The organism is Phaeobacter inhibens DSM 16374, assembly GCF_000473105.1.
GTDB lineage: Bacteria > Pseudomonadota > Alphaproteobacteria > Rhodobacterales > Rhodobacteraceae > Phaeobacter > Phaeobacter inhibens.
Genome location: NZ_KI421498.1, coordinates 416,019 through 442,186, shown reverse-complemented (window position 1 = coordinate 442,186; position 26,168 = coordinate 416,019). Strand labels below are relative to the sequence as shown.

Sequence of the window (26,168 nt, the reverse complement as noted above, 5' to 3'; positions counted from 1 at the left end):
TCTGCCTGGATCCATTTCTGCCCGCCCCAGTTGCGCCCGGTCCGGAGCAAGGGAAGAGGATACGCCGCTTTGGCTACGCAAATATTTTGCTGGCAGACTAGGCCATTGCGTGACCTGATGGCCAGCCTCATGCTGCGGTGTCGCCTGCCTGATAGTAAGACGCGGAGGCTCAGCCCCGACGCGCTGCCATGAACGCGGCGAGCCGCGTCAGGCCCTCTTCGATATCCGCCGTGGCGCGCGCATAGGAAAACCGCAATGTGGTCGCGCCACGCTTGGGATCAAAATCCAGCCCCGGCGTCACCGCCACCCCGGCCTCGTCCAGAATTTCCTGGGCAAAGGCGCGGCTGTCATGGGTCAGCTCAGACACATCCGCATAGACATAGAACGCCCCATCCGGTGGCGCGATCCGATCAAAGCCTGCTTTTGGCAGACCTTCCAGCATCAGCGCGCGATTGCGCGCATAAACGGCAAGATTGCCCTCCAGCTCGTCGCGGCAATCCATCGCTGCCAAGGCCGCAACCTGACTTGCATGGGGCGCACAGATGAACATGTTCTGCGCGATGCGTTCGACCACCCGCACATGATCCTCCGGCACCACCATCCAACCAACGCGCCAGCCGGTCATGGAAAAATACTTGGAAAACGAGTTGATCACATAGCACTCATCCGTCACCTCAAGCGCCGTCACCGCCTTCGCCTCATATTCGATGCCGTGATAGATCTCGTCCGAGATGAACGCCGCCCCCTGCCCCTGTGCCGCGTCGATCAAGGCCGCCATCGCAGGCTTGTCCAGCATGGTGCCGGTGGGATTGGCCGGAGAGGCCACCATCAGCCCCGCCAGATCCAGCCCCGTCAAATCCTGCGGCACCGGTTGCAGGCGGTGATCCAGCGAGGTTTCAATATCAACGGGTGTCAGCCCCAGCGCATGCAGGATCTGACGGTAGGAGGGATAGCCCGGCGCGCCGATGCCCACCCGATCACCACTGTCAAACAGCGCAGTAAAGCTGAGCAGGAAAGCTCCGGATGATCCGGGGGTAATCACCACCCGCTCAGGGTTCAGATCAACATTATACCATTCGCCATATAACTGCGCGATCCGTTTGCGCAGCGCAGGCAGACCCAGCGCCACAGTGTAGCCCAGACTGTCGTGATCCAAGGCCTTGGCCAGCGCTTCACGCGCGGCAACGGGCGCGCCAGTGGATGGCTGGCCCACCTCCATATGGATGATGTGGCGCCCTGCCTCTTCGGCGCGGCGGGCGGCCTCCATGACATCCATCACAATGAAGGGATCGACGTTGGACCGGCTTGAGTTTCGCATGTTGATCTCCCATGGTGCGGCCATGACCTTTGACCGCTTCTCCCGCCTCGCGTCAATCCCGGCTCTGGCCCTTGCTGCGCTCTGTTTCGTCGCGGGATCCCTGGCGTCCTCCGCGCAGACAGCCTCGATTTCGCTGCTGCGCGATCCCGATATTGAACGCGGACTGAATGAGCTGGCAGCCCCAGTGCTGCGCGCCGCAGGTCTGAATGCGAAACGGGTCCGGGTGCTGGTCGTCAATAATGGTTCCTTCAATGCCTTTGTCGTCGATTCTCAAACGATTTTCATCCATTACGGGCTGATCCTAAAGGTAGACCGCCCCGAGATGCTGCAAGCCGTGATCGCCCATGAGGCGGCCCATATCACCAATGGCCACTTGTCGCGGCGGATGCAGAACATGCGTTCGGCCCGCTCTGCAGCTGGCCTTGGGGCTGCACTTGCTGTCCTGGCTGCCGCCGCTGGCGCAGGCGAGGCCGCAGCAGGCATCGCCCTTGGCACGCAATCCTCTGCCCTGCGCGGGTTTCTGGCCCACACCCGCGCCGAGGAAGCCTCCGCCGACCGCACCGCTGCAGGCATCTTGCAACGAGCCGGGGTCAGCCCGCGCGGGCTGGTCGATGTCCATAAGATCTTTGCCGGGCAAGAGCTGCTGAGCCCGGTCAATCAGGATCCCTACATGCGCTCGCATCCGCTGAGCCGGGATCGGATCCGCGCCGCCGAAGCCTATCTGGCAAGCCACGGCGACACTGCCAAACCCGATGCCAATGCAATCTATTGGTTCGCCCGGGTGCGCGGCAAGCTGTCGGCCTTTACCCGCTCACCCAAATGGACCCTGCGCCGGATCGCGGATGAACCTTACAAGGACGTACGCCTTATGCGAGAGGCCATCGCCCACCATCGGCGCAACAACCTGAACAAGGCTCTGCGCGCTATCGACGGCGCCCTCGCCCTGCGCCCCTCTGATCCCTATTATCAGGAGTTGAAGGGCCAGATTCTGATGGAGAACCGCCGCTGGCAACCAGCCCTTGCCGCCTATAGTCGCGCGGTGCAGCAGGCGGGGCGTGACCCGCTGATCCTCGCCAGTCTTGGGCGCGCGCAATTGGCCGCAGGCCAGCCCAAGGCGGCAATCAAGTCGCTGGAAGCCGCCCGCGCACGGGATTTTCGCAATGCCGCAATGCTGCGGGACATGGCGCAGGCCTACGCGAAACTTGGCCAGTCCGGCATGGCTGCACTGGCCACCGCCGAACGCTATGCGCTACAGGGACGGCTGAAGGACGCAGGGCTGCATGCCAAACGCGCAACCGCCCAACTGCCCACCGGATCCACTGCCTGGCGACGTGCACAAGACGTGCTGATCGCTGCTGAACAAAACGAAAAAAGGAAATCAAGATGACCCGTTTGACCCGCCTCCCCGCAGTTTCTGCCGCGGCACTGGCCCTTGGGCTGATGGTTGCCCCTGCTGTTCAGGCACTGGATCTCAGCAAGATGAGCGACGACGAGCGTGCCGCATTTGGCGCCGAGGTCCGCGCCTATCTGCTGGAAAATCCGGAGGTGATCCTGGAAGCCGTCAACAAGCTGGAACAACAGCAAGCCGCCGATGAGGCTGCCCGTGATGATGCGCTGGTCTCTGAAAACCTGACAGCCCTGCATGATGACGGCTATTCCTGGGTCGGCGGCAATCCCAATGGCGATATCACCTTGGTGGAATTCATGGATTATCGCTGTGGCTACTGCCGTCGCGCCGCCCCCGAGGTCGAACAGCTGGTATCAGGTGACGGCAATATCCGCCTGATCATCAAGGAATTTCCGATCTTGGGCGAGGCCTCGGTGCTGACCTCCCGCTTTGCCATCGCCACCCGGCTGGTGGCTGGGGATGATGCCTACAAGGACGTCCATGACGCGCTGATCACCCTCAGCGGTGAGCCAAATGAGGGCACATTGCGCCGTCTCGCCGAAGGGCTGGATCTGGACGCGGATGCGATCCTCGCGCGGATGTCCGATCCCGAGATTGCGCGTCAGCTGCAAGACACCCGCGCGCTGGCGCAGCAGCTGGCAATCTCCGGCACGCCGACCTTCGTTCTGGGTGATGAGCTGCTGCGTGGCTATCTGCCTGCTGACCAGATGGAAATCATGGTCGCCGATATTCGCGAAAAGCGCAGCTGACTTTTCTGGGTTCTGGGGCGCAGCGTAGGTCGACCCCAGAACCCAGGGCGACCTGGGGGCCAGCCCCCAGACCCCCGGAGTATTTCGGGAAAGATGACAGGCGAAACAGACAAAAGAAAGAGGGCACTGATCTCATCACAGCGCCCTTTTGTTCATCTGGTTGTCAGTTGGTGGTGACGCATCTATTCCGCCGCAGCTGCCTCAGCATCCAGCTGAGCCGCCTTTTTCTCCACCTCTTCGACGATATGATCCACCATCTGCGCGTTGGACATCTTATGGCTGGCCTTGCCCGCCAGATAGACCATGCCGGAACCCGCGCCGCCGCCGGTGAAGCCGACATCCGTCATAAGCGCCTCCCCCGGGCCATTCACCACACAGCCGATGATGCTGAGGCTCATCGGGGTTTTCACATGCTCCAGGCGTTTTTCGAGCGCCTCCACCGTCTTGATCACATCAAACCCCTGCCGAGCGCAGCTGGGGCAGGAGATGATATTGACGCCGCGGTGGCGCAGGCCGAGGGATTTGAGGATCTCAAAGCCGACTTTCACTTCCTCCACCGGATCGGCAGAAAGGCTGACCCGCAAGGTGTCGCCGATGCCCATCCACAAGAGCTGGCCCAGGCCGATCGCCGATTTGATGGTGCCGGAAACAAAGCCACCCGCCTCGGTGATGCCAAGGTGGATCGGCGCATCGGTTGCCTCGGCCAGCTGCTGGTAGGCCGCCGCCGACATGAAGACGTCAGACGCCTTCACCGAGATCTTGAATTCATGGAAATCATGGTCCTGCAGAATGCGGATATGATCGAGGCCCGACTCCACCATCGCCTCCGGACAGGGTTCCCCGTATTTGTCCAGAAGATGTTTTTCCAGCGACCCCGCATTCACCCCGATGCGAATGGAGCAATTGTGATCCTTGGCCGCTCTGATCACCTCGGCCACGCGTTTCTCATCACCGATATTACCAGGGTTGATGCGCAGGCAGGCGGCCCCGGCCTCAGCCGCCTCGATGCCGCGTTTGTAGTGGAAATGGATATCGGCAACGATGGGCACCGGGCTTTCGCGAACGATCTCCTTCAGTGCCTTGGAGGACGCCTCATCCGGGACCGACACCCGGACAATATCCGCGCCGGCCTCTGCTGCGGCCTGAACCTGCGCCACCGTTGCGGCCACATCGGTGGTCGGCGTATTGGTCATGGTTTGTACCGCAATCGGCGCATCGCCGCCGACAGGCACATTGCCCACATGGATCTGGCGGCTCTTGCGGCGTTCGATATGGCGCCAGGGGCGAATATGGTTGATCGACATGAGGTCCGGTCCGCGCTGTTCAGGGTTCCGGGCATAGATACGCGCAGTCTGGCGCGGCTTCAATGGTGGGTGGGCATTCCTGCAAGGATCGGGCCAGATGTCGCAAGCGGGCAGGCAATCAGATCGATGGTGCAGGTGATACGGGCGCCGCGACACCACCCGATTGCCGGTCGGCACGTTGACGGTCAACTCGCCTATGGTCTACTCGCTGATGGTCTCGACCGGGTCGACGGGCAGGCTGCTGGCCTGCAATTCCGCCACCAGCGTGGCGAGCGCACTGTTGCGATCTTCGCTGAGGTCGGCGAGCGCAAAACGCTCGGTGAGCGCATCCGAGGACAGCACCACATTCTTGGTCACCTGCCCCCGATCGCCGACCGGGCCGTAATGGGCGCCGTTCACCGCAAAATAGATCGCGCCGCTTTCGCCTGTGCGCAGCAACGGTGCCTCTTCGGTGGCGGGGATTTCAAAATGCTGGCCCGGTTCCATGATGGTTTCGAAAATCACACTGCCATCCACGGCGGTGACTTGAACCCAGGAGGGGCGCACCGCAACCATCTGCAGGGCCGGCGCCGTTTCTTCGACAACCTGCGGCATCGCAGGCAGCGGCGCCTCGGCACTGAGGCTGGCATCCGCCAGCACAACCGACGGCAGCTCCGGCATGGCAAAATTGCCAAAGCCGCGCGGATCAAGGGTGGCAATCGGGCCGTCGCGAGGCACCAGAACCGGCACATCCAACGCCTGCGGACGGTAGAGCCGGTCAAGCGCCTCCAGTGCGGGATCCTCATTCTGAACTTCCGCGTCACGACTCGCCCCCGCCAGCGGATCCAGATCGGCCAACACGATGGGGGTCTGCTCAACCGGTGCCATCTGCACCTGCTGCACTTCCTTCAGGACGGCCCACCCGCCATAGCCGATGCCACCGATCAGCGCGACCAGCACCGCAAGTGAGCCTACCGCACGCAGCTCGATCTGGCTGAAGACGCCGCTGGCTGCGGGAACAAAGGGGGTATTGGGCGAGGTGAACGCATCACTGCGCAACCCACCCATGCCGGTTGCAATCGGCGCACCGGCGGATTTGCGCACCGAGGCCTCTGCCGACATACCATGCGCCACCTGAAACCCGCTCTCCTGACAGAAACTGTCGAACGTGGTGTCAGGGTTCATATTGAGGTAACGCGCATAAGACCGCACATAGCCCGCAATAAAACCCGGCGTGTCAAAGACAGTCGGGTCAGAATTCTCGATAGCAGCGATATAGGAGGCTTTGATCCGCAGCTCACGTTGAACATCCAGCAGCGACTTGCCCATCGTGGCCCGTTCACCACGCATAATGTCACCCAATCGAAGCTCGTAATCGTCAAAGCTTCGCGGCCCTGTCGATTCGTCGTGCGTCTTCGATTTGCGCTGAGTAAGGCGCCCGATCATGCCTGCTGTCCCATTTTAGCCTGCCGTATTCGACATTCAGGACGTCACGGATCCGCCTTATGCGATTCGCCTGCGCCCTTTGATTATGATCATACTACCATAATCTTACCAATTTGACACAGAGCTATGAATCAGCCCGCCATTTCGGCACGATTCAGCGCACAATGTGACCAGAGCGCGTCCATCGCCTTGACCAGCGCGTTGATCTCTTTTGGGCCATGCACCGGAGAGGGGGTAAAGCGCAGCCGTTCGGTGCCGCGCGGCACTGTCGGGAAGTTGATTGGCTGGACGTAAATCCCGTGATCTGACAACAGCATATCGCTCAGCTTCTGGGTATGAACCGGATTGCCAACGATCACCGGCACAATATGGCTGCCGTGATCAATGATTGGCAGGCCAAGCCCCTTCAGACGCATCTTCAGGATACGCGCCTGCAGCTGATGCTGTTCGCGCAATTCCGGCGCGGTCTTGAGATAGGCAACAGAGGCCGCCGCCCCTGCCGCAACCGCAGGCGCCAGCGAGGTGGTAAAGATGAAGCCCGGCGCGTAAGAGCGGATCGCGTCACACATTTTTGCCGATGCGGCGATATAGCCCCCCATCACACCATAGGCCTTCGCCAGGGTGCCGTTTACGATGTCGATGCGGTCAATCAGACCATCCCGCTCAGTGACGCCGCCGCCACGCGCGCCATACATGCCAACCGCATGCACCTCATCGATATAGGTGAGCGCGCCAAATTCCTCCGCCAGATCACAGATCTCCGCAATCGGACCAAAATCCCCATCCATGGAGTAGACCGATTCAAAGGCGATCAGCTTCGGCGCAGCAGGGTCCGCCGCTGCCAGCAACTCCCGCAGATGCGCCACATCATTGTGGCGGAAAATACGCTTGGCACCACCGTTGCGCCGCACCCCTTCGATCATCGAGGCGTGGTTCAGCGCATCGGAGAAAATGATGAGGCCGGGAAACAGTTTCGGCAGCGTGCTCAGCGTCGCATCATTGGCGATATAGGCTGAGGTGAACAGCAGCGCCGCTTCTTTCTGGTGCAGATCCGCCAGCTCGGCTTCCAGCTGCTTGTGATAGACAGTGGTCCCTGAAATATTGCGGGTGCCGCCGGACCCTGCGCCGGTGGCGTCAATGGCGCCATGCATGGCTTCCAGCACAACAGGGTGTTGCCCCATGCCAAGATAGTCATTGCCACACCAGACGGTGATATCCTGTTTGCTGCCATCCGGACGGGTCCAGACGGCATGTGGAAACTGGCCATTCTGCCGTTCGATGTCGATGAATGTCCGATAGCGACCTTCCGTGTGGAGCTGATCAATCGCTTGGTCGAGTTTCGCGGTATAGTCCACCGGCATCTCCATGGCATAGTTGGCACCAACGGATCTGGTGCAAGCTGTGGTCAGGCTGATATATTCACGTTACCGAATAGATAACCCGAACCCTCCGTTTGATCAATCAAATACGCCGAGGGAGCGGACACAGCCTTGATGCAGGTCAAATAGACCTTTGCGCCCCGGGCAGCAAGAATTGTAACGCCTGTTTGACGCTACAATCCGACGCATCCCCGCCCCTCCGGATCATTTTTGCGCCGCTCTGGCCCCTGCCCACAGGCGCTGCTAGGGTCCGGCCAAAGCCAATCAACAACTGCAGGAGCCCCCTGAATATGTCTCTGAACGACGTCCTGGACCGGATTGACACCGATCTTGATGCTGCCACCAAACGGCTGATGGACTTGCTGCGCATCCAATCGATTTCCACCGATCCCGCATATAAGGCCGATTGCGACAAAGCCGCCGATTGGCTGGTGGCCGACCTGCGCTCGATCGGGATTGACGCGGAAAAACGCATCACCCCCGGCCATCCGATGGTGGTGGGCCACGTCGGCCCGCAGGACGCAGACCTGCCGCATGTGCTGTTTTATGGTCACTACGACGTGCAACCGGTGGATCCGCTGGACCTGTGGAACACCCCGCCGTTTGAGCCGCAGCTGGAAGAGACCGCGCGTGGCACCGTCATTCGCGGCCGTGGAGCGTCCGATGACAAAGGCCAGCTGATGACCTTTGTCGAGGCCTGCCGCGCCTGGCAGGCGGTCAATGGCACTCTGCCCTGCCGCATCACCTTCTTCTTTGAGGGCGAAGAAGAAAGCGGCTCCCCCTCCCTCGTCCCCTTCATGGAACAGCACGCCGCTGAGCTGAAGGCGGATCTTGCTCTGATCTGCGACACTTCCATGGTCTCTCGTGGCGTCCCCTCGATCTCCTCGCAGCTACGCGGCATGCTGAAGGACGAATTCACCCTGATCGGCCCGCGGATCGACCTGCACTCCGGCCACTACGGCGGCCCCGGCCTGAACCCGCTGCGCGAACTCAGCCGCATTGTCGCGTCTTTCTATGACGAAGACACCGGCAAGGTCGCGGTTGAGGGCTTCTATGACGGCGTGCATGAGGTGCCAGAGGACCAGCTGCGCCAGTGGGAGGGCTGCGGTTTTGAAGAGCAGGACTATCTCGCGAACGCAGGCTACACCCAATCCCACGGCGAAAAGGACCGCTCGGTGCTGGAACAGCAGTGGGCGCGGCCGACGCTGGAGGTGAACGGCCTCTGGGGTGGCTATAATGGTGCTGGCTCCAAAACCGTGATCCCGTCTGAGGCCCATTGCAAGATCACCTGCCGCCTGGTCGGGGACATGGACCCGGATGCGCTGCGCCTGAAGATCCGCAAACATGTCGAGGACCGGCTGAAGCCCGACACCCAGGTAAAATGGGACAATGATCTGGAGGGCTCGCGCGCCTCGGTGATGAACATCTCCCGCCCCGAGTTCGAGGCCGCCCGTGGTGCGTTGTCGGATGAATGGAACCGCGAAGCGGTGTTCTGCGGTATGGGCGGCTCGATCCCCATTGCAGGCTTCTTCAAATCGATTCTGGGCATGGATGCGATGCTGATCGGCTTTGCCAATGAAGATGACGCGATCCACTCCCCCAATGAGAAATACGATCTGGAAAGCTTCCACAAAGGCATCCGCTCCTGGGCCCGCGTGCTGGACGCGCTGACCAAGGCATAAGATCACCAGTGGTGCGCCCCGGCGCGCACCACTGACCCGCCCCTCAGGCAGATCAAAAGCACAACAGAACATCACCACAAACGCAAAAACCCTTCCGAAGAAGGGTGCGTTCATCCACAAATTTAGGGAAGAAAGTGGCGCGGTTGACGGGGCTCGAACCCGCGACCCCCGGCGTGACAGGCCGGTACTCTAACCAACTGAGCTACAACCGCGCATGGGCCTTTCGGCAGATCAGACGCAGGCGCCTGACATATGTTCCCCTCCGGGGCGGACCCTGATCATCAGGGCAGATTTGAAAGTGGCGCGGTTGACGGGGCTCGAACCCGCGACCCCCGGCGTGACAGGCCGGTACTCTAACCAACTGAGCTACAACCGCGCATTTACTTTCATTTGGATCCCTTAACCCAGATCCGGGGCGGACAGCAGTGGCGCGGTTGACGGGGCTCGAACCCGCGACCCCCGGCGTGACAGGCCGGTACTCTAACCAACTGAGCTACAACCGCTTGCTGTTCCATCCAACGTCGCCGCTGAATGTTGGGCTGTAATATTCGCAGCACCGAGGGATCGTCAAGCGGTGTTTTGGCATTTTCTCCGGTTTCCGTGAAAAAAAACAAAACCACCGCCAACAAGCCGACTAACTCATTGTTTTTCCGAAATTCCCATCTCGCGCCCCGCCGGAGACCAGGGATAATCCATCCAGAAAATCACAGTCGGCCTCAGGCCACGCGGATCACGGACCCAACCGGCGACAACAACAGCGCCATCCAGCCGCAAGGTGCCACAGACAGCCCCGGTGGCACGCCACACCAGAGCCGCGCCACCGGTCATTCCTGATCAGTTGGAGATCACCATGACACCGGCCGTCCCCCGGCCCTGCTCACGGATAAACTGCAGCTGGTTTCCAGAGACGCCGATTTTCTGACAATCCGTACCCCGCTCCGGCTGCTTACCGATCCGCACATTGCGGCACCACAGGGCGCCATTCCACTGCCATGCGCCAACCATCTTGCCCTGCTGTGTCTTTCCCTTGATCTTACCATTGGGCAGGATCTGCATGCTCCCCCAATCAGCGCTCAGCGTCTTGCCGCGAACCAGAGCGAGGAAATCAGCCTCGGTTTTCACATGTTTGAAGGACCCCGCCTCGCCTGCGACCGGCACAGCCAGCAGAACAGACACAACAATTGAAAGGATCGCCTTATACGTCATCACAGAAACTCCAAATCATAGACTTGATACAAATTCTCCCGACGTCAGCTGACAAAATCATCAGGGGAGAACCAACAGCCTAGCGCGAGATGGCGTAACCGCAAATTCAGCCGCCGCCCCGCCGTTCAATGATCAAAAAAGAATGATTTAAGGACGTCAGCGATCGACCGCAGGCCACAACCAAATCGCAGGCATCAGGCGTTGGCAGAGCAAAATCTTCAGGAATTCAAGGGGGTATATGGTGGGTCGTGAGAGGCTCGAACTCCCGACATCTTCGGTGTAAACGAAGCGCTCTACCAACTGAGCTAACGACCCGGTGAGCGGGGATTTAGAGAATCCGCGCGCTGGACGCAAGAGGTAAATCGCAGAAATCTGCGAAAAAGTCATCGCCTTAGCGCAGCACCTGCTCGCTGCCGTTATACAGCTGATAGATACAGCCCTGCTCATTCGGCAGCGCCGCCATTTCCGCTCGTGACAAGCCGCAGATCACCCCGCGCAGAACCTGCCCCCACAGCCCATGCGCCACCACAACAGTCGGCTCACTCAGCCCGGTCAGGAAATCCGTGATCCGGGCCTGAAACGCGTCGAACCCCTCGCCCTGTGGCGCGGCGCAGAACAAGTCAAGGTTCAGCGGATTGGCGGCATAGATCTCCGGGTACTCAGCCGCGACCTCTTGTCGTGTCAGCCCCTGAAACACGCCGGCCTGCGCCTCGGCCAGCCGCGCATCGGTGATGAAGGGCTGATCGCCAAGCGCAATCCGCGCGGTCTGCTGCGCCCGCCCCAACGGCGAGACGTAGCAGGCAGGCCCCTGCGCCAGGATCGGCGCCATCAGGCCCGCCTGCTGCTGGGCGTGTTCAATCCCCAAGGGGCTGAGCTTTGATTCCAGCTGCCCCTGGATCCGCCCTTCGGCGTTCCACTCCGTCTGCCCATGCCGCAGAAACCAGATTTTCGGATATGCCATGCCTGCCCTCATTGCTGCTTCGCCCCTAGGCGTTGCCGCAACATCTAGACAGGTTTTCTGGGGCAGGGAAGAGCGCGCGCAGCAAGACGACGCGCCATCGGAAAGCGTAGAAAACCATCAAATCGAAAGAGAATGGTGGGTGATAAGAGATTTGAACTCCTGACATCTTCGATGTGAACGAAGCGCTCTACCACTGAGCTAATCACCCTTGGCGGCGGTCATACCGCCCGATGCGCGCCACTGCAAGAGGGCCGGATCGAAAAAACCAACTGCCCCGTCATTTTTGCCCGACCCGCGAGGTCGCCCGACACTGCCGGACCAACAGCCCTGCCTGCCAACCACTAGTCCAGCGGCAGCACATTGCGACAGATCATCGTGCGCAGGGTAAAGCTGGAGCGGGTGTTGCGAATGCCGGGGACGCGCATCAGGCGATGCTCCAGAAACTGGTCGAAATCGGTCAGATCCTGCGCGACGACGCGCAGCAGAATATCACGGCTCCCGGTCATCAGATAGCATTCCATCACCTGATCAAAGCGCCGCACCGCCGCCTCAAAGGCCTGCAGCCCCTCGGTGGACTGTCGCTCCAGCTCCACCGCGACAAAGATGGTGACCGGCAACCCCACTTCGGTCTGGTCCACCCGCGCCGAATAGCCCGAAATCACCCCGCTCTCTTCCAGATTGGCGACCCGCCGGGCGCAGGGCGTCGCGGACAGGCCGACCTTCTCCGCCAGCTCGGCAATTTTCATCCGCCCGTTCTCCTGAAGCGCGGCCAATATCTTGCGGTCAATGGTATCCACGTCTTTTCCCTCGTTTATCGCCACATATTAGCGATTAGCTCTAAAATTGACAATTGGGGCGCGCCATTTTGGAGGAAATTCGCGGTTCCCTGACGGTATTCTCTGGCGAAATGGAGGAGCAATCCAAAAATGACAGCCACAATCACCCCCGTCGCCACATCGACACATGAAGAAATCTACCGGGTCGAGGATGCCTCGGTTGGCCTCACTGGTTTTATTGCCGTGCATTCCACGTTGCTTGGCCCGGCGGCTGGCGGGTTGCGGATGCGCCCCTACGCCAGCGCCGAAGAGGCCCTGACCGATGTCAAGCGTCTGAGCGAAGGCATGACCTATAAGAACGCGGCTGCGGGCCTCGCGCTCGGCGGTGGCAAAGCGGTGATCATCGGCGACCCTGCGACCCAGAAAACCCCTGAGCTGCTGCGCGCCTTTGCCCGCGCAATCGACAGTCTGGATGGCCGCTACATCACAGCCGAAGATATGGGCATGAGCCCTGAGGATATGGCGATCCTGGCCGAGGAAACCACCTCCGTCGCCGGGCTGGCCGATGGTGAATACGCCTCCGGCGACCCCTCCCCCATCACCGCGCGCGGCATCTTCAACGCGATCCGCACGGCGTGGGAACATAAGACCGGTCAGATCGACCTCACCGATCGGGTTGTTTCCGTTCAGGGGCTGGGTCACGTGGGCTGGTACCTCTGCGACTTCCTCAACAAGGCCGGTGCCAAGCTGATCGTCACTGATGTGAACACGGCGCAGGTCACCCGCGCGGTAGAGGCCTTCGGCGCCACAGCCGTCGCCCCGGATGAGATCTATGCGGTTGAGGCGGATATCTTTGCCCCCTGCGCCATTGGCGGCATCCTCAACAGCGACACCATCCCGCAGCTGAAGGTGGCTCTGGTGGCCGGTGGCGCCAACAACCAGCTGGCCTCCTCCGAGGACGCGATCGCCCTGCACCAGCGCGGCATTCTCTACGCCCCCGATTTCGTGGCCAATGGTGGCGGCATCATCAATGTGGCGACAGAAATCCAGAAAATCGGCAACCGCAACAGCTTTGTCGCGGACCGGCTGGAGGCGCTTGAGGTGACTATGGCAGCAATCCTGGCTCAGGCTGCCGCGGATGATGTCAGCCCCGACGCGGTCGCCATCGCCACGGTGCAGGCGAAGATGACGCCAAAGGCCGCCTAGGCCACGGTGACGCCAATCGACGCCCCACTGCTGCGGGGCTGTCGTTCAACCCCGCCACCAAAGAGCGGGCGCCAGACGGAAGACCCCGGTATATTCGGGGGAATAACACCAAGCAGAGAAAGGGCAGCCCAGATGGGTTGCCCTTTTTTTTGTGGCCAGAGGATCCCCGTGCAGACAGGCGTTGAACCAGATCGCCATTCAGGCGTTTGATGACACCAGCACAGAGAACACCCCAAGGAGAACCGCATGCCCCTGTTCCACCCCGACAATCGCAACCGCAGCGATCAACACAAGAAGATCTACGCCTATTGCGAAATTGCCTACACCATTGTCGATGTCTCGGCTGCAGTGCTGTTCGTGGTGGGCAGTGTGCTGTTTTTTCAGGAAACGACGACCGATGTCGGCACCTGGCTGTTTCTGATCGGATCCATCCTCTTCGGGCTGCGTCCTACCATCAAACTCTACCGCGAATATACCTATCTGCGGATGGGCGACTATGAGGATATCACCCGCATGTAAGATAGCGCCCGCTTTGCCTCTCTGACGTATTGACCCCTGAAACCGCACGCACAGGGCACCAGTGGCTCCAATGACGCCCATCCTTGCAATCCGATGCACGGGGGGCGTCAATTCGATCATCGACGGCGCAGGGCGGAATCGTCATTCACTGCGGGACTTCAAACAGCCGCTCTAAGATCCAATGCCCCAATCATCCAGCGTCATGCTGAAGCATGAGATGCTCGGCCGTCTCCATATGGGGTTTCCAGAGAGCCTCCTCCGCATCAAAGACCTCTTTGAAAGCGGCCATGTTTTCAGGCTCATCGCTGATAATCACCCAGCCCTGCGGGGCAACATGGCCTATCAGGCGCCTAAGAACCGCAACCCTGTTGTCGGCAGACAGAAGGTGCAAGGTGCGATCTATCAATAGAACGTCAAACTGCCCGACCGGCTGGAAATTTGTGATATCTGCAACGATCCCGTCGACGTTGAGGTTTTCACGGTTGCCCGCCGCGACCAGATCTTTGATCCCACTTGGTGCGATATCAACACCAACGACAGAGTGGCCCAATCTCGCAATAAAAAGAGCGTCACGCCCCTGACCGCAGCCAATATCAAGAACGCGCAGACTATTGCCCGCCAGCGTGCTGAAAAACTCCACAATCTCCGACGACGGAGCGCCGAGCGCATGCGCTGTGGAACTGTAAAGTCGATCAAAATTGAACTGAGTGTCTTTGCGAAACATCGCGGTGTCGGGGTCGGAATGGTCGGGGACCTGTTTAATACCATTCTTTTGCAGTGCTTTTGCGGATGCAACATTCCCATGTGCAACACCAGCCAACAGCTGGGTCCCCTCCCCCAGATCCTGATACCAGGCGACCAATCCGCCGATCAATTCTGATGCGAAGCCCTTGCCCCACGTAATTTCGGAAAAGAGATATCCGATATGAACCGTCGGCGGATATTCCGCGTCACCGGAGGGTGCCAAGATGAGGAGGCCAATGAGGCTCGCATTGCCATCGCGGATCGCAAGCACATGGCTCTCTGCATGTCTGGCAGCAATCCAGTCCGAAATAGCGGCCTCGCCATCAGCGAGCTGCATGGGTTCCGGCAGGCTCTTCAGGACAGGAGGTGTCAAAATGGCTGCCAGTTCCGCTGCAAATGCCTGCTTTTCTTGCTCAGAGCCAAGGGTCGCATCCCAGGATTCAATGCAAAGCCTGTCGGTTTCAAACTTCATTTCACGGACCATCGGGCGCCCTCCAACTTCGGTGATGTTCCCCACACGTGGACTTGACACGGTGGAATTATACGTTAGTTAGGAAGACGTACTAAATGATGGATGTCAAGGTGACCCTCGAACAATTCCTCCAGTTGGCGCATCGGCGCTGCCAGCGCTCATGGGCTGAACTCAGCGCAGAGCTCAGATTAAGTCACAACGAGTTTGAGTATCTGCGCGCCATCCGAGATCAGGAAGACAATACCACCGACAAAGACAACCACGGCCAACACCTTCAGGATGTTGTGAATGATCTGGGGGTGAGGAAATCATCCGCCAGTGCGATGGTCCTAAAGCTGGAAGACAGAGGCTTGGTTGCCCGCTTCCCCTGCCGCTATGATGCCCGCGCACAGCACATCATCCTGACCGAAGCCGGCCAGGCATTGTTGGCGAGTGGTGAGAGGGTCTATGAGGCCGTCGCACGTGAGCTGGCCTCCGAACTGCCCGGCAGCATAGCCCGGGCCTTTGATCAAAAGTGATAAAATCGAAAAGGCAGCATTTATCCAAATTAGTACGTCCTACTAACTACCTAAATAGGAAATGAAATGACGTTCGAACTCACACTCTTGGGCACCGCCATCCACATCTTGATTTGGGAGAAGCTGCCAGAATGGGGTACCTGGTTCAAAACCCTCATTTCGCTGCTCCCAAGTCCCCTTCGCACGCTGTACGAGCAATGGCATTGCCCGTTCTGCGCTGGATTTTGGATCGCATTGGCTCTTCACTGGATGACCGGCTTCTGGACAATTCCCGAGCTGAATGAACTCTCCACTCGTCTGGGGACGGTGGGAACCCCTGTCGCATGGATCCTGGACGCTCTGGCAACAGCAACTTTGATCTATACAGCGATCATCGCCCTAAAGGCCGTAGGTCTGCCCGCGATGAAAGCACATATGATGAAGGAAGATTTCCTGACCTCAGCTTTTGGGGACGGATCGGCGACAACGGACTGACGATATGTCGTCGATCGGCGCCGTGAAGCGGTTGTCCGCGTGGCCTGCCGGGTTGCTCCGCCTAGGCACCACGCTGTCATCCACGTTGTGCCGGAAGACACATATAATCTCGCCTTCTCAACACCGTAAACGACATCGGGCGACCCCGGAAGGGTCGACCGTTTATCATTATCCGTTGCGGATTGATCTCAGATCATACGAGCAGCGCCCGCAGCCGGATCAATGGGCCGTGGCCCCTGCCGCATCGTCAGGCGCGCCCAAGGCGGCCTTGGCTGCGGCGGCAGCTTCCTCTGCGGCCTCATCCCATTCGATGGGTTCGGGCGTATCGGTCAGCGCATGTTTCAGCACCTCGGACACGTGGCTGACGGGGATGATGGTCAGCCCCTCTTTCACATTGTCCGGGATATCCGGCAGGTCTTTTTCATTCTCCTGAGGGATCAGTACAGTCTTGATACCACCACGCAGTGCTGCCAGCAGTTTCTCCTTCAGGCCGCCAATGGCCGTCGCGTTGCCACGCAGCGTGACCTCACCAGTCATGGCGATGTCCTTGCGGACCGGAATGCCGGTCAACACCGACACAATCGCAGTCACCATCGCCAGACCCGCGCTTGGACCATCTTTTGGCGTGGCGCCATCCGGGACGTGCACGTGGATGTCGATCTTGTCGAACTTCGGCGGTTTCACGCCAAGCTGCGGTGAAATCGAACGCACATAGCTTGAGGCCGCCTCAATCGACTCCTTCATCACATCGCCCAGCTTGCCGGTGGTCTTCATCCGACCTTTGCCCGGCAGGCGCAGCGCCTCGATGCTCAGCAGTTCACCGCCAACCGAAGTATAGGCCAGACCGGTCACAACACCGACTTGGTCCTCTTTCTCGGCCAGACCGTAGCGATATTTCGCAACGCCAAGGAAATCATCCAGATTATCCCCGGTGACAGAGACGGTCTCTGCCTCTTTCTTCACGATCTTGGTCAGCGATTTCCGCGCCACTTTGGCGATTTCACGCTCCAGGTTCCGCACGCCCGCCTCACGGGTGTAGGTGCGGATGATCTCGGTCAGCGCCTCATCGGTCAGCTCGAATTCCTTGGCCTTCAGACCATGGTTTTTCACCTGCTTTGAAATCAGGTGCTGCTTTGCGATCTCGCGCTTCTCGTCCTCGGTATAACCCGACAGCGGAATGATCTCCATCCGGTCCAAGAGCGGCCCCGGCATGTTGTAGCTGTTCGATGTGGTCAGGAACATCACGTTCGACAGGTCATATTCCACTTCCAGATAGTGGTCCATGAAGGTCGCATTCTGTTCCGGGTCCAGCACCTCCAGCATCGCCGATGCCGGATCGCCACGGAAATCCTGCCCCATCTTGTCGATTTCATCGAGCAGGATCAGCGGGTTGGTGGTCTTCGCCTTTTTCAGCGCCTGAATGATCTTACCGGGCATGGAGCCGATGTAGGTCCGGCGGTGACCGCGGATCTCGCTCTCATCGCGCACCCCCCCAAGGGAGATGCGGATAAACTCACGACCGGTCGCCTTGGCGACGGATTTACCAAGCGAGGTCTTACCAACACCCGGAGGGCCAACAAGACACAGGATCGGGCCTTTCAGCTTGGCCGAACGCTGCTGCACCGCGAGATATTCGACAATGCGCTCCTTGACCTTCTCCAGACCGTAGTGATCGGCGTCCAGAATGTCCTGAGCCCGACTCAAGTCTTTCTTCACACGCGATTTGGTGCCCCAGGGCAGCGCCAGAATCCAGTCGAGGTAGTTGCGCACAACTGTGGCCTCGGCCGACATCGGCGACATGTTCTTGAGCTTCTTCAGCTCGGCTTCAGACTTTTCGCGCGCCTCTTTGGAGAGTTTGGTTTCAGCGATCTTCGCCTCCAGCTCGGCGACCTCGTTGGAGCCGTCCTCGCTGTCGCCCAGCTCCTTCTGAATGGCCTTCATCTGCTCATTCAGATAATATTCGCGCTGGGTCTTCTCCATCTGCGTCTTGACGCGGGTCTTGATCTTCTTCTCGACCTGCAGCACCGACAGCTCGCCCTGCATCAGGCCGTAGACCTTCTCCAGACGCTCAGAGACCGACAGGGTCTCCAGCAGGTCCTGCTTGTTGTCGACCTCGATACCCAGATGACCGGCGACCAGATCGGCCAGCTTGGCCGGTTCTGTGGTCTCGCCAACGGCGCTCAGCGCCTCTTCCGGGATGTTCTTGCGGACCTTTGCGTAGCGCTCGAACTCATCGCCGACGGTGCGCAGCAGCGCCTCAACGGTGGTCACATCGCCGGGCATCTCGGTCAGATACTCTGCGCGCGCCTCAAAGAAATTGTCGTTTTCCAGATATTCGGTGATCTTCACCCGCGCGTGGCCTTCGACCAGCACCTTCACAGTGCCGTCGGGCAGTTTCAGCAACTGCAGCACATTGGCCAGCACGCCAACGTTGTAGATACCGTCGGATTGTGGATCATCCTCCGCCGGGTCAATCTGACTGGACAGCAGGATCTGCTTGTCGTCAGTCATCACCTCTTCCAGGGCACGCACCGATTTGTCCCGCCCGACAAACAGCGGCACGATCATATGCGGGAACACAACGATGTCGCGCAGCGGCAGGACGGGGTAGGATGAATTGAGTGGCTCTTGCATACTCGGTCCTTCGATTTGGCAAGACGCCCCCGCCCCGATCAACCGGCAGCTTTGGTGCGTCTCCTCATTGGCTTTTTTATCTGGTGCAGCAGGAGAAGGATTTCAACCGCCGTGCCTCAATGTTTGGGATCACATTGCCCGCAGCGCGTCCGGACCACAAGGGCGCAAATGGGCACAAGGATACCAAATGATGAAAGGCGACCCCGAGAGGCCGCCCATTCACAAAGTCTGTTAACAGATCTGCCCAAAATACCATCGGTCAAGGGACATCCACACCGCGTTCCGCTGCAGTGCTAGTCGATGGCCGTGACACTCAGATGGCCCAGACTACCGCCGCGCGCCACCGGATCCGAGCGGTCATCCATCAGCGCAAAAATCGCCACCCCCGTGGCCAGTAATATCATCAGCGAACAATGCGCCAGTCCAGTCGAAGCGGTGTCATTCATCGGATCTCTCCACTTGGGTCGTTATATGCCTGCCTCGCAGTTCACTGCTGATTTGTGGCGCAAAGGTGTTCAGGGCGGGTCCCGCCGATGAACATTCGCTCAAGTTTTCGACAACACGAGCACAACGCAAAGGGAACACAGGCAAACTCCGACGCGCGCGCCTCCACCTTAAATCACAACCGCTCAATATCGCCTTGCGCGCGGGTGTCGTGGAAGTCCTTTTGCCAGGCCTCAAAGCGGCGCCTCGCCAGTGTCAAACGCGGTCTGCCCGCATCTCAAAACTCTGCGGGCCGTTTGTCCTTACGAAGCACGTACGGGACCATGCCCGATGACAAGTTGTACACATCACCAGCCAACGCACCCTCTAGCGACCCACCCAGAACGGTCTGCAACTGGCATTCTTTTTGACCACCGACAACACCCGTCACGGGATTGTAGGAGCTGTGAGGATAGGTGAAGCAGAGGTAATACTCGCCTGCGACAAGCTCTTGAACCCAATCCCCACGAAGCGCAGCCCTGTTTCCGGGATACCAAAGCCAGACATGCTTTTCGCTGTAGTAGGTGACTTGGTAGCCATGCCCCTTGTCCCAGTGCAGATAGGTTATACCGGCTGTGGGATAGGTCAATCCCTCCTCAGAGATCCGGTCTACGGAGGGATTGAGTTTGGTAACCTCGTGCCCGCTGCACGCGGCAACACATAGCGCAATAAGCCCGACACTCCTCCCTAGAACAAGCATTTCATCCTCAGTAAGGCTGATTTGGTGCCGCTGTAGCGATAAGTTTTGTAGTAGAAATTCGGTACCGGTCTGGTTTTACTATTCAGGACAAAACCAATTCCGAGCCGGTCTAAGTCCGCTTTTTTCATCTCCAAAATTCGATCCATACGACCTCCTAGCGCCGCATTCACACGGGCCTGTTGCTGGGGTGTCAACGGAACGCCCTCGCGAACCGGTCTGTCATCAAGGCTCACCGTGCCAGCGGCACAAATTGTCTGGCGTGCGGCCGTTTTCGCCAGTTCCAAGACGCGCCCTGACGCCCGGCCTGAAGTCAGGTCACTGTGAAGGGCAACCAACTCAGGCTTTGATAGCCCGGCAAAAACACTGCTCGGCAAATGCGCAGGCGGACGGAAAGTGCTTTCTGATGTGCCTACGGTAACTTGAAAGTAGACGGCGTTACCCCTGACGGCATCATGCCGCGCTGCACCACCCGGAACAAAAAGCACTGCAGCCGAGACTCTCTTGGCAGCAAGGCCACCATCAAAAAAGGGTCTATCGCCACCGCGCTGATAGAGCTCCATCGCGGCAACATCTTGAAAGCTCAGCTGTTTAGGCGGTCGGGATGATGAGCTGCCGCCCTCCATGCATGCAGAGAGGCTCAAAACAGTGCCCAAACAAACTGTGACGCGTGTCAAAAAATTCATCGGATCAATTCCATACTGGAGAAAAAGACGTAATTTCAAATTCACTGCTGGTGCGTAGTCGATTTTTTGGCTTGTGATCAAAGCCGCTCAATATCGCCTTGCGCGCGGGTGTCGTGAAAATCCTTCTGCCAGGCCTCAAACGTCCCCGCTGCAATCGCGTCGCGCATACCGCCCATGATCTCCTGGAAGTAATGCAGGTTGTGCCAGGTCAGCAGCATGCCGGAGATCATCTCGTTGGAGCGGAATACATGGTGCAGATAGGCGCGGGAATAGTTGCTGCACGCCGGGCAGGAGCACTTCTCGTCCAAGGGGCGCGGATCGTCCTGATGGCGGGCGTTCTTGATATTGACCACGCCGTAGCGGGTGAACGCCTGCCCCGTCCGACCAGAACGCGACGGCAACACGCAGTCCATCATGTCGATGCCACGGGCCACCGCGCCAACGATATCGTCGGGCTTGCCCACGCCCATCAGATAGCGCGGCTTATCCTCGGGCAGGAAACCGGGGGCATAGTCAAGACAATCGAACATCGCCTCCTGCCCCTCACCCACCGCTAGGCCGCCGACGGCATAGCCTTCAAAGCCGATCTTCGTCAGCGCCTCGGCGCTCTCCTCACGCAGGTCCTGTTCAAGCCCGCCCTGCATAATGCCAAACAGCGCATGGCCCGGACGGTCGCCAAAGGCCTCGCGCGACCGCTCGGCCCACCGCATCGACAGACGCATCGATTCAGCAATGCGGTCGCGGTCCGCAGGCAGCGCGGGGCATTCGTCAAAACACATCACGATGTCGGATCCCAACAGCTTCTGGATCTCCATCGAGCGTTCCGGCGTCAGCTCATGCTTGGAGCCATCCACATGGCTTTTGAAGGTCACGCCCTTTTCCGTCAGCTTGCGCAGTCCTGCCAGCGACATCACCTGAAACCCGCCACTGTCGGTCAGAATCGGCCGCTCCCAGTTCATGAACTTGTGCAACCCGCCCAGACGGTCGATCCGCTCCGCTGTGGGGCGCAGCATCAGATGATAGGTATTGCCCAAAAGGATATCTGCCCCGGTCGCGCGCACGCTCTCCGGCATCATCGCCTTCACCGTCGCCGCTGTGCCCACCGGCATGAACGCAGGCGTGCGGATCTCTCCGCGCGGCGTATTGATGACACCGGTGCGGGCCTTGCCATCGGTGGCTTTCAGGTCAAACGAGATTTTGGGTGCCATGATATCTTCCTTGGGCTGTCGTACGCGAGGTCCCGCCACCGCGGGTGATTTTCCAACGGGATCATCTGCCACCTGAACCCTGCTCTGCGCGATCAGAAACCCAACCGGCACAGCCTGCCGGATGTGCCCGATCTCTGGCTGGTTTTCAAGCCTGCAGTGCGCCTTTCCCGATCACTGCGCTTGGCTCTCAGACAGCAGCGATGCGGCACGCCGCGTCCGCTTCCCCTTGTTTGCCAACACTGCGCGGGCCATAGAGATCGGGACCTAGGGTCTGGCGGCTGATCTTGAAATCACGCCCACAGGCCCTCAAGTGCATACTATAGTATACAAATATATTGTGAGGCAAAATGTCCGAAGAACTCCTGCTCTCTCTGCTGACACAGAATATCATATATATTCTGGGCGCGATCTTCTTGATGATCCTGATCTTCAAAGGCATCCGCATCGTGCCGCAGTCCGAAAAATATGTGGTTGAACGCTTTGGCCGCCTGCATGCGGTGCTGGGGCCGGGCATCAACTTTATCGTGCCGCTGCTGGACGCCGTCGCCCATAAGGTCTCCATCCTGGAACGCCAGCTGCCCAACGCCAGCCAGGACGCCATCACCAAGGACAACGTTTTGGTGCAGATCGACACCTCGGTGTTCTACCGCATTTTGGAACCGGAAAAGACCGTCTACCGGATCCGTGACGTGGACGGCGCCATTGCCACCACTGTGGCCGGTATCGTGCGGGCTGAGATCGGCAAGATGGACCTGGATGAGGTGCAGTCCAACCGCTCGCAGCTGATCGGCCAGATCCAGCATCTCGTCGAAAGCGCTGTGGATGATTGGGGCATCGAAGTGACCCGCGCCGAGATCCTGGATGTGAACCTTGATCAGGCCACCCGCGACGCCATGTTGCAGCAGCTGAACGCAGAGCGGGCCCGCCGCGCCCAGGTGACCGAGGCTGAGGGGCAAAAGCGCGCGGTTGAGCTGAACGCCGACGCCGAACTCTACGCCGCAGAGCAGATCGCCAAAGCCCGCCGCATTCAGGCCGACGCCGAAGCCTACGCCACCCAGGTGGTCGCCAAAGCCATTTCCGACCACGGCATCGAAGCCGCGCAATATCAGGTGGCCCTGAAACAGGTTGAGGCGCTCAACGCCCTTGGCGCCGGTGAAGGCAAACAGACTATTCTGGTGCCCGCAAATGCGATCGAGGCTTTCGGCAATGCCTTCAACATGCTGAAAGGTAGCGGGAAATGACCTCGCTGCTCTCGGTCTGGTGGGTCTGGATCGCCATAGCCATCGGCCTCGCCATTGTTGAGGTCCTGGCACCGGGGTTCATCTTCGTAGGGTTTGCCATCGGGGCCGTTGCTGTGGGGCTGCTGCTGGCGTTCACCCCGGCAGGCAGCATCACCCTGCCCGTGCTCCTACTCATCTACGCCACCCTCTCCCTGATCGCCTGGCTGGTGCTCCGCCACTTCTTCAAGGGACCCAAGGGGCAGGTGAAACACTTCGACCGCGATATCAACGACTGACAAAAGCCCCGCCCGATAGACGTCGGGCGGGGGTCAGTCTGGGTTCGCAGGCCACCTGTGGTGTGAATACGCAGTCGGCAAACGCCTCGTTAATGCAGCGGCGCCGCGGCCGGAGTGGTCAGATGGCTTTCCACCTCATCCCCCGGGTCGGTCACGGGATCCAGCACCAGAACCAGACGGGTTTCTCCGGTACCTTCGATAGGCGGGGACCGGTGCAGCAGACCGGACGCCGGTTGCGCGGGCCAGCGGGTGCCACGCAGCAATAGGGGTGACCCGGTCGCGACCGTCTGAGCATGGGCCGGGGTGTCGCCCTGACGAGACACACCCAGCTGGGTTCCGGTCCCCCGGTAGGTGCAGACCAATCGCGCCGTGATGGCATCGACATGGAACTTACGGCAGGCATTTGTGGCCACCACGTCCAGCCGGAACCGCAGGTATCTTGCCGCCATCAACGATGAAAACGCGCCCGCCAACCGCGTAACATCCGCCTGAAGCCAGTCCTGTTCCGGCCCCTGCGGCAGGCCGGACATGACACAGAACTCCGCCAAGACCCGTGCGATCATCTCTGGCTGCACAATGACCCGCCCTCGGGGCAGCCGGTCGGGGTCAACCCGGTCAAGCCAATGCTGGACGTCAGCGGGCGTCTCCCGCTGCCAGATCAGCGCGGCGCAATCAGGCTCCAGAAACCGCCGCAGCCCTGTCTCATCCCGTACCATATCGACGTCTTGCGCCACGTCTGGGGCGCTCTTGCAAAGCGCGATCACGCCGCAGCCTCCGGTCGCCGCCAGATGGGAAAAGGATCAGTATAGTCGGGCAATTGATCGGGACCGGTGGCCACGTCAGCTGGCACAAGACATCCGTCCAGCTGCGCCTTTAACCCGGGCCAATCGATCTCTGAACCAATGAACACCAGTTCCTGACGCCGATCCCCCCAGGGCTCCTGCCAATGGGCTTTTATGTAGGCACGCGACTGCTCATGAGTCGGGTGCCGCTCCACCGGAACCGAAGCCCACCAAGTGCCGAGCGGTTTCACGCTGGACAAGGCCCCGGCCAGCGAAAATTCCGCCACCCAATCAGGCCGGGTGGAGATCCAGAAATGCCCCTTGGCCCGGATCACACCCGGCAAATCCCCATTGAGAAGCGCCAGAATTTGCTCCGGCACAAAGGGTTGCCGTGCCCGGTAAACATATGACGCGACACCGTATTCCTCGCTCTCCGGCACGTGATCGGCAAACCCGTAGAGCTCTTTGGCCCACATCGGATGCTCATGCGCCTGCTCAAAGTCAAACAATCCGGTGTCCAGAATTTTATCTGCGGCAACCGCACTATGATTGGCATCAATGATTTCGGCATCCGCATTCAGGCTGCGAATGATCTTGCGCGCCGCATCGGCCTCATCAGGGCCTGCGTCAGCCACCTTGTTCAGGATCACCACATCGGCGAATTCGATCTGATCGGTCAACAGATGTACCAGCGTGCGCTCATCTTCCTCGCCCAGGGTCTCGCCCCGGTCCGCAAGGAAATCATGCGAGGAAAAGTTCCGGCGCAGATTGACCGCATCCACCACCGTCACCATCGTATCAAGCCGCGCCACATCCGAGAGGCTTTCGCCCCCCTCATCGCGAAACTCAAAGGTAGCAGCGACCGGCAGAGGCTCGGAGATGCCGGTGGACTCGATCAAGAGGTAGTCAAACCGCCCCTCCCCCGCCAGACGCCGCACTTCCGCCAGCAGATCATCGCGCAGGGTGCAGCAGATACAGCCATTGGACATTTCCACCAATGTTTCATCGGTGCGGCTCAACTCCGTATGCGCCCGCACCAGATCCGCATCAATATTGATTTCCGACATGTCATTCACGATCACGGCGACCCGACGCCCGTCGCGATTGTTAAGAATACGATTGAGCAACGTCGTCTTTCCGGCTCCCAGAAACCCGGACAGAACAGTTACAGGAAGGCGATTATCTTTCATCGATCTTGATACCCAGTCTAAAGCACAGAGCGACGGATGAGAGTGCCTCTGACACCGTCAGCAGACAAATCCCTCATGAGTCGCAGGAGATGTTACGCTATAACGTATCATTCACTTATAGCAAGATACCTGCCTCTCCTGCGACGCTTGATCACAAGCCGCATGCGATCCGCCACTGGACCCTCGCGCCCGGCTTCCCTATATAAACAGTCAGGAAACGAACCGAGGCCCTTATGACCAACGCATCCGAACCACTGGAAGGCACACCGCTGATCGCCCCCTCCTCTGTCAGCCATGAGCTGTACGAGCCGGTGGTAGACGCGTGCCGGTCTGTTTATGACCCTGAAATCCCTGTGAATATCTATGAACTGGGCCTGATCTACACCATCGACATCACAGCCGAGAATGATGTGAAGATCATTATGACCCTCACCGCCCCCGGCTGCCCCGTCGCCGGTGAGATGCCGGGATGGATCGTGGACGCCGTCTCTCCCGTCCCCGGCGTCAAAAGCTGCGATGTCGAACTGACCTGGGAGCCGCCCTGGGGCATGGACATGATGTCGGATGAGGCACGGCTCGAACTCGGCTTCATGTAGCCGCAGCCGAAGATGGTGCAGCACAAACCACGCCTGCTCCCGTCCTTTCCACAAGACACAACGCGGCACGGCCCCTCGCCTGCCGCGTTTTTTATGACCCGCTGCACGGTTCAGGCCGTTGACACAGTCCCGGGGCACGCGCGCCTGGCTTGCGTCACACGCACGCTAACGTTGCGCAAGACCGCAGCAATCCGCCCGCCCCCTCTTGCCCCAGAGAGGCAAGCCCCCGTAACAT

General features: G+C 59.6%; 25 protein-coding genes and 5 tRNA genes. 10 read left to right on the top strand and 20 right to left on the bottom strand.

The window, feature by feature from the left end; all coding sequences use genetic code 11:
- Positions 1 to 169: 169 nt before the first annotated feature.
- On the bottom strand, positions 170 to 1,318 hold the full coding sequence (locus tag INHI_RS0105745) for a pyridoxal phosphate-dependent aminotransferase (RefSeq protein ID WP_014880363.1): 1,149 nt from the start codon (positions 1,316 to 1,318) through the stop codon (positions 170 to 172).
- On the opposite strand from INHI_RS0105745, the gene INHI_RS0105740 reads away from it, so the two are divergent.
- A complete protein-coding gene (locus INHI_RS0105740; RefSeq protein WP_027247037.1) occupies positions 1,317 to 2,705 on the top strand; it encodes a M48 family metalloprotease in 1,389 nt (462 codons plus the stop codon). The genes INHI_RS0105745 and INHI_RS0105740 overlap by 2 nt on opposite strands.
- Positions 2,702 to 3,475, top strand: coding sequence for a DsbA family protein (locus INHI_RS0105735; protein WP_014880365.1), 774 nt, complete (start codon positions 2,702 to 2,704; stop codon positions 3,473 to 3,475). Before INHI_RS0105740 ends, INHI_RS0105735 begins: the two co-directional genes overlap by 4 nt.
- A gap of 182 nt (positions 3,476 to 3,657) precedes the next feature.
- Here INHI_RS0105735 and ispG read toward each other — a convergent pair whose 3' ends face one another.
- The 3 genes from ispG to hemA all read right to left on the bottom strand — a co-directional run bounded on the left by ispG (position 3,658) and on the right by hemA (position 7,559).
- Positions 3,658 to 4,779 (bottom strand): flavodoxin-dependent (E)-4-hydroxy-3-methylbut-2-enyl-diphosphate synthase, encoded by a 1,122-nt coding sequence (gene ispG / locus INHI_RS0105730; RefSeq protein ID WP_014880366.1) that lies wholly within the window; start codon positions 4,777 to 4,779, stop codon positions 3,658 to 3,660.
- Between the two features lie 201 nt (positions 4,780 to 4,980).
- On the bottom strand, positions 4,981 to 6,204 hold the full coding sequence (locus INHI_RS0105725; protein WP_014875036.1) for a helix-turn-helix domain-containing protein: 1,224 nt from the start codon (positions 6,202 to 6,204) through the stop codon (positions 4,981 to 4,983).
- A 131-nt stretch (positions 6,205 to 6,335) separates the two neighbouring features.
- Positions 6,336 to 7,559, bottom strand: coding sequence for a 5-aminolevulinate synthase (gene hemA / locus INHI_RS0105720; protein ID WP_027247036.1), 1,224 nt, complete (start codon positions 7,557 to 7,559; stop codon positions 6,336 to 6,338).
- A 314-nt stretch (positions 7,560 to 7,873) separates the two neighbouring features.
- On the opposite strand from hemA, the gene INHI_RS0105715 reads away from it, so the two are divergent.
- Complete coding sequence (locus tag INHI_RS0105715) at positions 7,874 to 9,265, top strand: M20/M25/M40 family metallo-hydrolase (RefSeq protein ID WP_014875038.1); 1,392 nt, start codon at positions 7,874 to 7,876, stop codon at positions 9,263 to 9,265.
- 135 nt (positions 9,266 to 9,400) lie between these two features.
- On the opposite strand, the gene INHI_RS0105710 is transcribed toward INHI_RS0105715, so the two are convergent.
- The 8 genes from INHI_RS0105710 to INHI_RS0105665 form a co-directional block, all read right to left on the bottom strand.
- A tRNA-Asp gene (locus INHI_RS0105710) sits at positions 9,401 to 9,477 on the bottom strand.
- A gap of 87 nt (positions 9,478 to 9,564) precedes the next feature.
- Positions 9,565 to 9,641: transfer RNA gene (locus INHI_RS0105705), tRNA-Asp, on the bottom strand.
- 50 nt (positions 9,642 to 9,691) lie between these two features.
- Positions 9,692 to 9,768, bottom strand: a tRNA-Asp gene (locus tag INHI_RS0105700).
- A gap of 331 nt (positions 9,769 to 10,099) precedes the next feature.
- Positions 10,100 to 10,471 (bottom strand): hypothetical protein, encoded by a 372-nt coding sequence (locus INHI_RS0105690; protein WP_027247034.1) that lies wholly within the window; start codon positions 10,469 to 10,471, stop codon positions 10,100 to 10,102.
- A 239-nt stretch (positions 10,472 to 10,710) separates the two neighbouring features.
- Positions 10,711 to 10,786: transfer RNA gene (locus INHI_RS0105685), tRNA-Val, on the bottom strand.
- A gap of 76 nt (positions 10,787 to 10,862) precedes the next feature.
- Entirely contained in the window at positions 10,863 to 11,444 is a 582-nt protein-coding gene (locus tag INHI_RS0105680; protein WP_027247033.1) for a histidine phosphatase family protein, read from the bottom strand.
- Between the two features lie 121 nt (positions 11,445 to 11,565).
- Positions 11,566 to 11,640 (bottom strand) — tRNA-Val (locus INHI_RS0105670).
- Positions 11,641 to 11,773: 133 nt separating this feature from the next.
- Positions 11,774 to 12,229, bottom strand: a complete 456-nt coding sequence (locus INHI_RS0105665; RefSeq protein ID WP_014880375.1) for an Lrp/AsnC family transcriptional regulator — start codon at positions 12,227 to 12,229, stop codon at positions 11,774 to 11,776.
- Positions 12,230 to 12,358: 129 nt separating this feature from the next.
- On the opposite strand from INHI_RS0105665, the gene INHI_RS0105660 reads away from it, so the two are divergent.
- Positions 12,359 to 13,414 carry a Glu/Leu/Phe/Val family dehydrogenase gene (locus INHI_RS0105660; protein ID WP_027247032.1) on the top strand — a complete coding sequence of 352 codons (1,056 nt, stop codon included), beginning with the start codon at positions 12,359 to 12,361 and terminating at the stop codon, positions 13,412 to 13,414.
- Positions 13,415 to 13,660: 246 nt separating this feature from the next.
- Positions 13,661 to 13,933, top strand: a complete 273-nt coding sequence (locus tag INHI_RS0105655; protein WP_014880377.1) for a YrhK family protein — start codon at positions 13,661 to 13,663, stop codon at positions 13,931 to 13,933.
- Between the two features lie 190 nt (positions 13,934 to 14,123).
- Here INHI_RS0105655 and INHI_RS0105650 read toward each other — a convergent pair whose 3' ends face one another.
- Entirely contained in the window at positions 14,124 to 15,161 is a 1,038-nt protein-coding gene (locus INHI_RS0105650) for a bifunctional GNAT family N-acetyltransferase/class I SAM-dependent methyltransferase (protein ID WP_027247031.1), read from the bottom strand.
- An 83-nt stretch (positions 15,162 to 15,244) separates the two neighbouring features.
- Between INHI_RS0105650 and INHI_RS0105645 the strand changes: the two genes are divergently transcribed.
- Both INHI_RS0105645 and INHI_RS0105640 read left to right on the top strand, forming a co-directional pair.
- Positions 15,245 to 15,667, top strand: a complete 423-nt coding sequence (locus INHI_RS0105645; protein WP_027247030.1) for a MarR family winged helix-turn-helix transcriptional regulator — start codon at positions 15,245 to 15,247, stop codon at positions 15,665 to 15,667.
- Between the two features lie 66 nt (positions 15,668 to 15,733).
- A complete protein-coding gene (locus INHI_RS0105640; RefSeq protein WP_014875046.1) occupies positions 15,734 to 16,141 on the top strand; it encodes a hypothetical protein in 408 nt (135 codons plus the stop codon).
- Positions 16,142 to 16,360: 219 nt separating this feature from the next.
- Here INHI_RS0105640 and lon read toward each other — a convergent pair whose 3' ends face one another.
- The 5 genes from lon to tgt all read right to left on the bottom strand — a co-directional run bounded on the left by lon (position 16,361) and on the right by tgt (position 21,849).
- Entirely contained in the window at positions 16,361 to 18,775 is a 2,415-nt protein-coding gene (lon, locus tag INHI_RS0105635) for an endopeptidase La (protein WP_014875047.1), read from the bottom strand.
- Positions 18,776 to 19,068: 293 nt separating this feature from the next.
- Entirely contained in the window at positions 19,069 to 19,221 is a 153-nt protein-coding gene (locus tag INHI_RS21050; protein WP_155805565.1) for a hypothetical protein, read from the bottom strand.
- Between the two features lie 275 nt (positions 19,222 to 19,496).
- Positions 19,497 to 19,847: a hypothetical protein gene (locus INHI_RS0105625; protein WP_254656853.1), complete on the bottom strand. Its 351-nt coding sequence runs from the start codon at positions 19,845 to 19,847 to the stop codon at positions 19,497 to 19,499.
- Positions 19,848 to 19,945: 98 nt separating this feature from the next.
- Positions 19,946 to 20,722 carry a hypothetical protein gene (locus tag INHI_RS21045; RefSeq protein ID WP_123585427.1) on the bottom strand — a complete coding sequence of 259 codons (777 nt, stop codon included), beginning with the start codon at positions 20,720 to 20,722 and terminating at the stop codon, positions 19,946 to 19,948.
- On the bottom strand, positions 20,719 to 21,849 hold the full coding sequence (gene tgt, locus INHI_RS0105615; RefSeq protein WP_027247028.1) for a tRNA guanosine(34) transglycosylase Tgt: 1,131 nt from the start codon (positions 21,847 to 21,849) through the stop codon (positions 20,719 to 20,721). The genes INHI_RS21045 and tgt overlap by 4 nt, the downstream gene beginning before the upstream one ends.
- A 347-nt stretch (positions 21,850 to 22,196) precedes the next feature.
- Between tgt and INHI_RS0105605 the strand changes: the two genes are divergently transcribed.
- Positions 22,197 to 23,090: an SPFH domain-containing protein gene (locus tag INHI_RS0105605; RefSeq protein WP_014875050.1), complete on the top strand. Its 894-nt coding sequence runs from the start codon at positions 22,197 to 22,199 to the stop codon at positions 23,088 to 23,090.
- Positions 23,087 to 23,365, top strand: a complete 279-nt coding sequence (locus tag INHI_RS0105600) for an NfeD family protein (protein ID WP_027247027.1) — start codon at positions 23,087 to 23,089, stop codon at positions 23,363 to 23,365. Before INHI_RS0105605 ends, INHI_RS0105600 begins: the two co-directional genes overlap by 4 nt.
- Before the next feature lie 89 nt (positions 23,366 to 23,454).
- Here the strand turns inward: INHI_RS0105600 and INHI_RS0105595 are convergent, their stop codons facing one another.
- Both INHI_RS0105595 and INHI_RS0105590 read right to left on the bottom strand, forming a co-directional pair.
- The gene (locus INHI_RS0105595) at positions 23,455 to 24,099 is read right to left on the bottom strand and encodes a DUF1826 domain-containing protein (protein ID WP_254656852.1); all 645 of its coding nucleotides are present in this window, start codon (positions 24,097 to 24,099) and stop codon (positions 23,455 to 23,457) included.
- 26 nt (positions 24,100 to 24,125) lie between these two features.
- A complete protein-coding gene (locus INHI_RS0105590; RefSeq protein WP_027247025.1) occupies positions 24,126 to 25,337 on the bottom strand; it encodes a GTP-binding protein in 1,212 nt (403 codons plus the stop codon).
- Between the two features lie 233 nt (positions 25,338 to 25,570).
- Between INHI_RS0105590 and INHI_RS0105585 the strand changes: the two genes are divergently transcribed.
- Entirely contained in the window at positions 25,571 to 25,933 is a 363-nt protein-coding gene (locus INHI_RS0105585) for an SUF system Fe-S cluster assembly protein (protein WP_014875054.1), read from the top strand.
- Positions 25,934 to 26,168: the final 235 nt, after the last annotated feature.

Coding starts and splice junctions, on each gene's coding strand:
- INHI_RS0105740 (WP_027247037.1), top strand. CDS start 1,317: ATGTTGATCTCCCATGGTGCGGCCATGACCTTTGACCGCTTCTCCCGC.
- INHI_RS0105745 (WP_014880363.1), bottom strand. CDS start 1,318: ATGCGAAACTCAAGCCGGTCCAACGTCGATCCCTTCATTGTGATGGAT.
- INHI_RS0105735 (WP_014880365.1), top strand. CDS start 2,702: ATGACCCGTTTGACCCGCCTCCCCGCAGTTTCTGCCGCGGCACTGGCC.
- ispG (WP_014880366.1), bottom strand. CDS start 4,779: ATGTCGATCAACCATATTCGCCCCTGGCGCCATATCGAACGCCGCAAG.
- INHI_RS0105725 (WP_014875036.1), bottom strand. CDS start 6,204: ATGATCGGGCGCCTTACTCAGCGCAAATCGAAGACGCACGACGAATCG.
- INHI_RS0105715 (WP_014875038.1), top strand. CDS start 7,874: ATGTCTCTGAACGACGTCCTGGACCGGATTGACACCGATCTTGATGCT.
- INHI_RS0105690 (WP_027247034.1), bottom strand. CDS start 10,471: ATGACGTATAAGGCGATCCTTTCAATTGTTGTGTCTGTTCTGCTGGCT.
- INHI_RS0105680 (WP_027247033.1), bottom strand. CDS start 11,444: ATGAGGGCAGGCATGGCATATCCGAAAATCTGGTTTCTGCGGCATGGG.
- INHI_RS0105660 (WP_027247032.1), top strand. CDS start 12,359: ATGACAGCCACAATCACCCCCGTCGCCACATCGACACATGAAGAAATC.
- INHI_RS0105655 (WP_014880377.1), top strand. CDS start 13,661: ATGCCCCTGTTCCACCCCGACAATCGCAACCGCAGCGATCAACACAAG.
- INHI_RS0105650 (WP_027247031.1), bottom strand. CDS start 15,161: ATGGTCCGTGAAATGAAGTTTGAAACCGACAGGCTTTGCATTGAATCC.
- INHI_RS0105645 (WP_027247030.1), top strand. CDS start 15,245: ATGATGGATGTCAAGGTGACCCTCGAACAATTCCTCCAGTTGGCGCAT.
- INHI_RS0105640 (WP_014875046.1), top strand. CDS start 15,734: ATGACGTTCGAACTCACACTCTTGGGCACCGCCATCCACATCTTGATT.
- lon (WP_014875047.1), bottom strand. CDS start 18,775: ATGCAAGAGCCACTCAATTCATCCTACCCCGTCCTGCCGCTGCGCGAC.
- INHI_RS21050 (WP_155805565.1), bottom strand. CDS start 19,221: ATGAATGACACCGCTTCGACTGGACTGGCGCATTGTTCGCTGATGATA.
- tgt (WP_027247028.1), bottom strand. CDS start 21,849: ATGGCACCCAAAATCTCGTTTGACCTGAAAGCCACCGATGGCAAGGCC.
- INHI_RS0105605 (WP_014875050.1), top strand. CDS start 22,197: ATGTCCGAAGAACTCCTGCTCTCTCTGCTGACACAGAATATCATATAT.
- INHI_RS0105600 (WP_027247027.1), top strand. CDS start 23,087: ATGACCTCGCTGCTCTCGGTCTGGTGGGTCTGGATCGCCATAGCCATC.
- INHI_RS0105590 (WP_027247025.1), bottom strand. CDS start 25,337: ATGAAAGATAATCGCCTTCCTGTAACTGTTCTGTCCGGGTTTCTGGGA.
- INHI_RS0105585 (WP_014875054.1), top strand. CDS start 25,571: ATGACCAACGCATCCGAACCACTGGAAGGCACACCGCTGATCGCCCCC.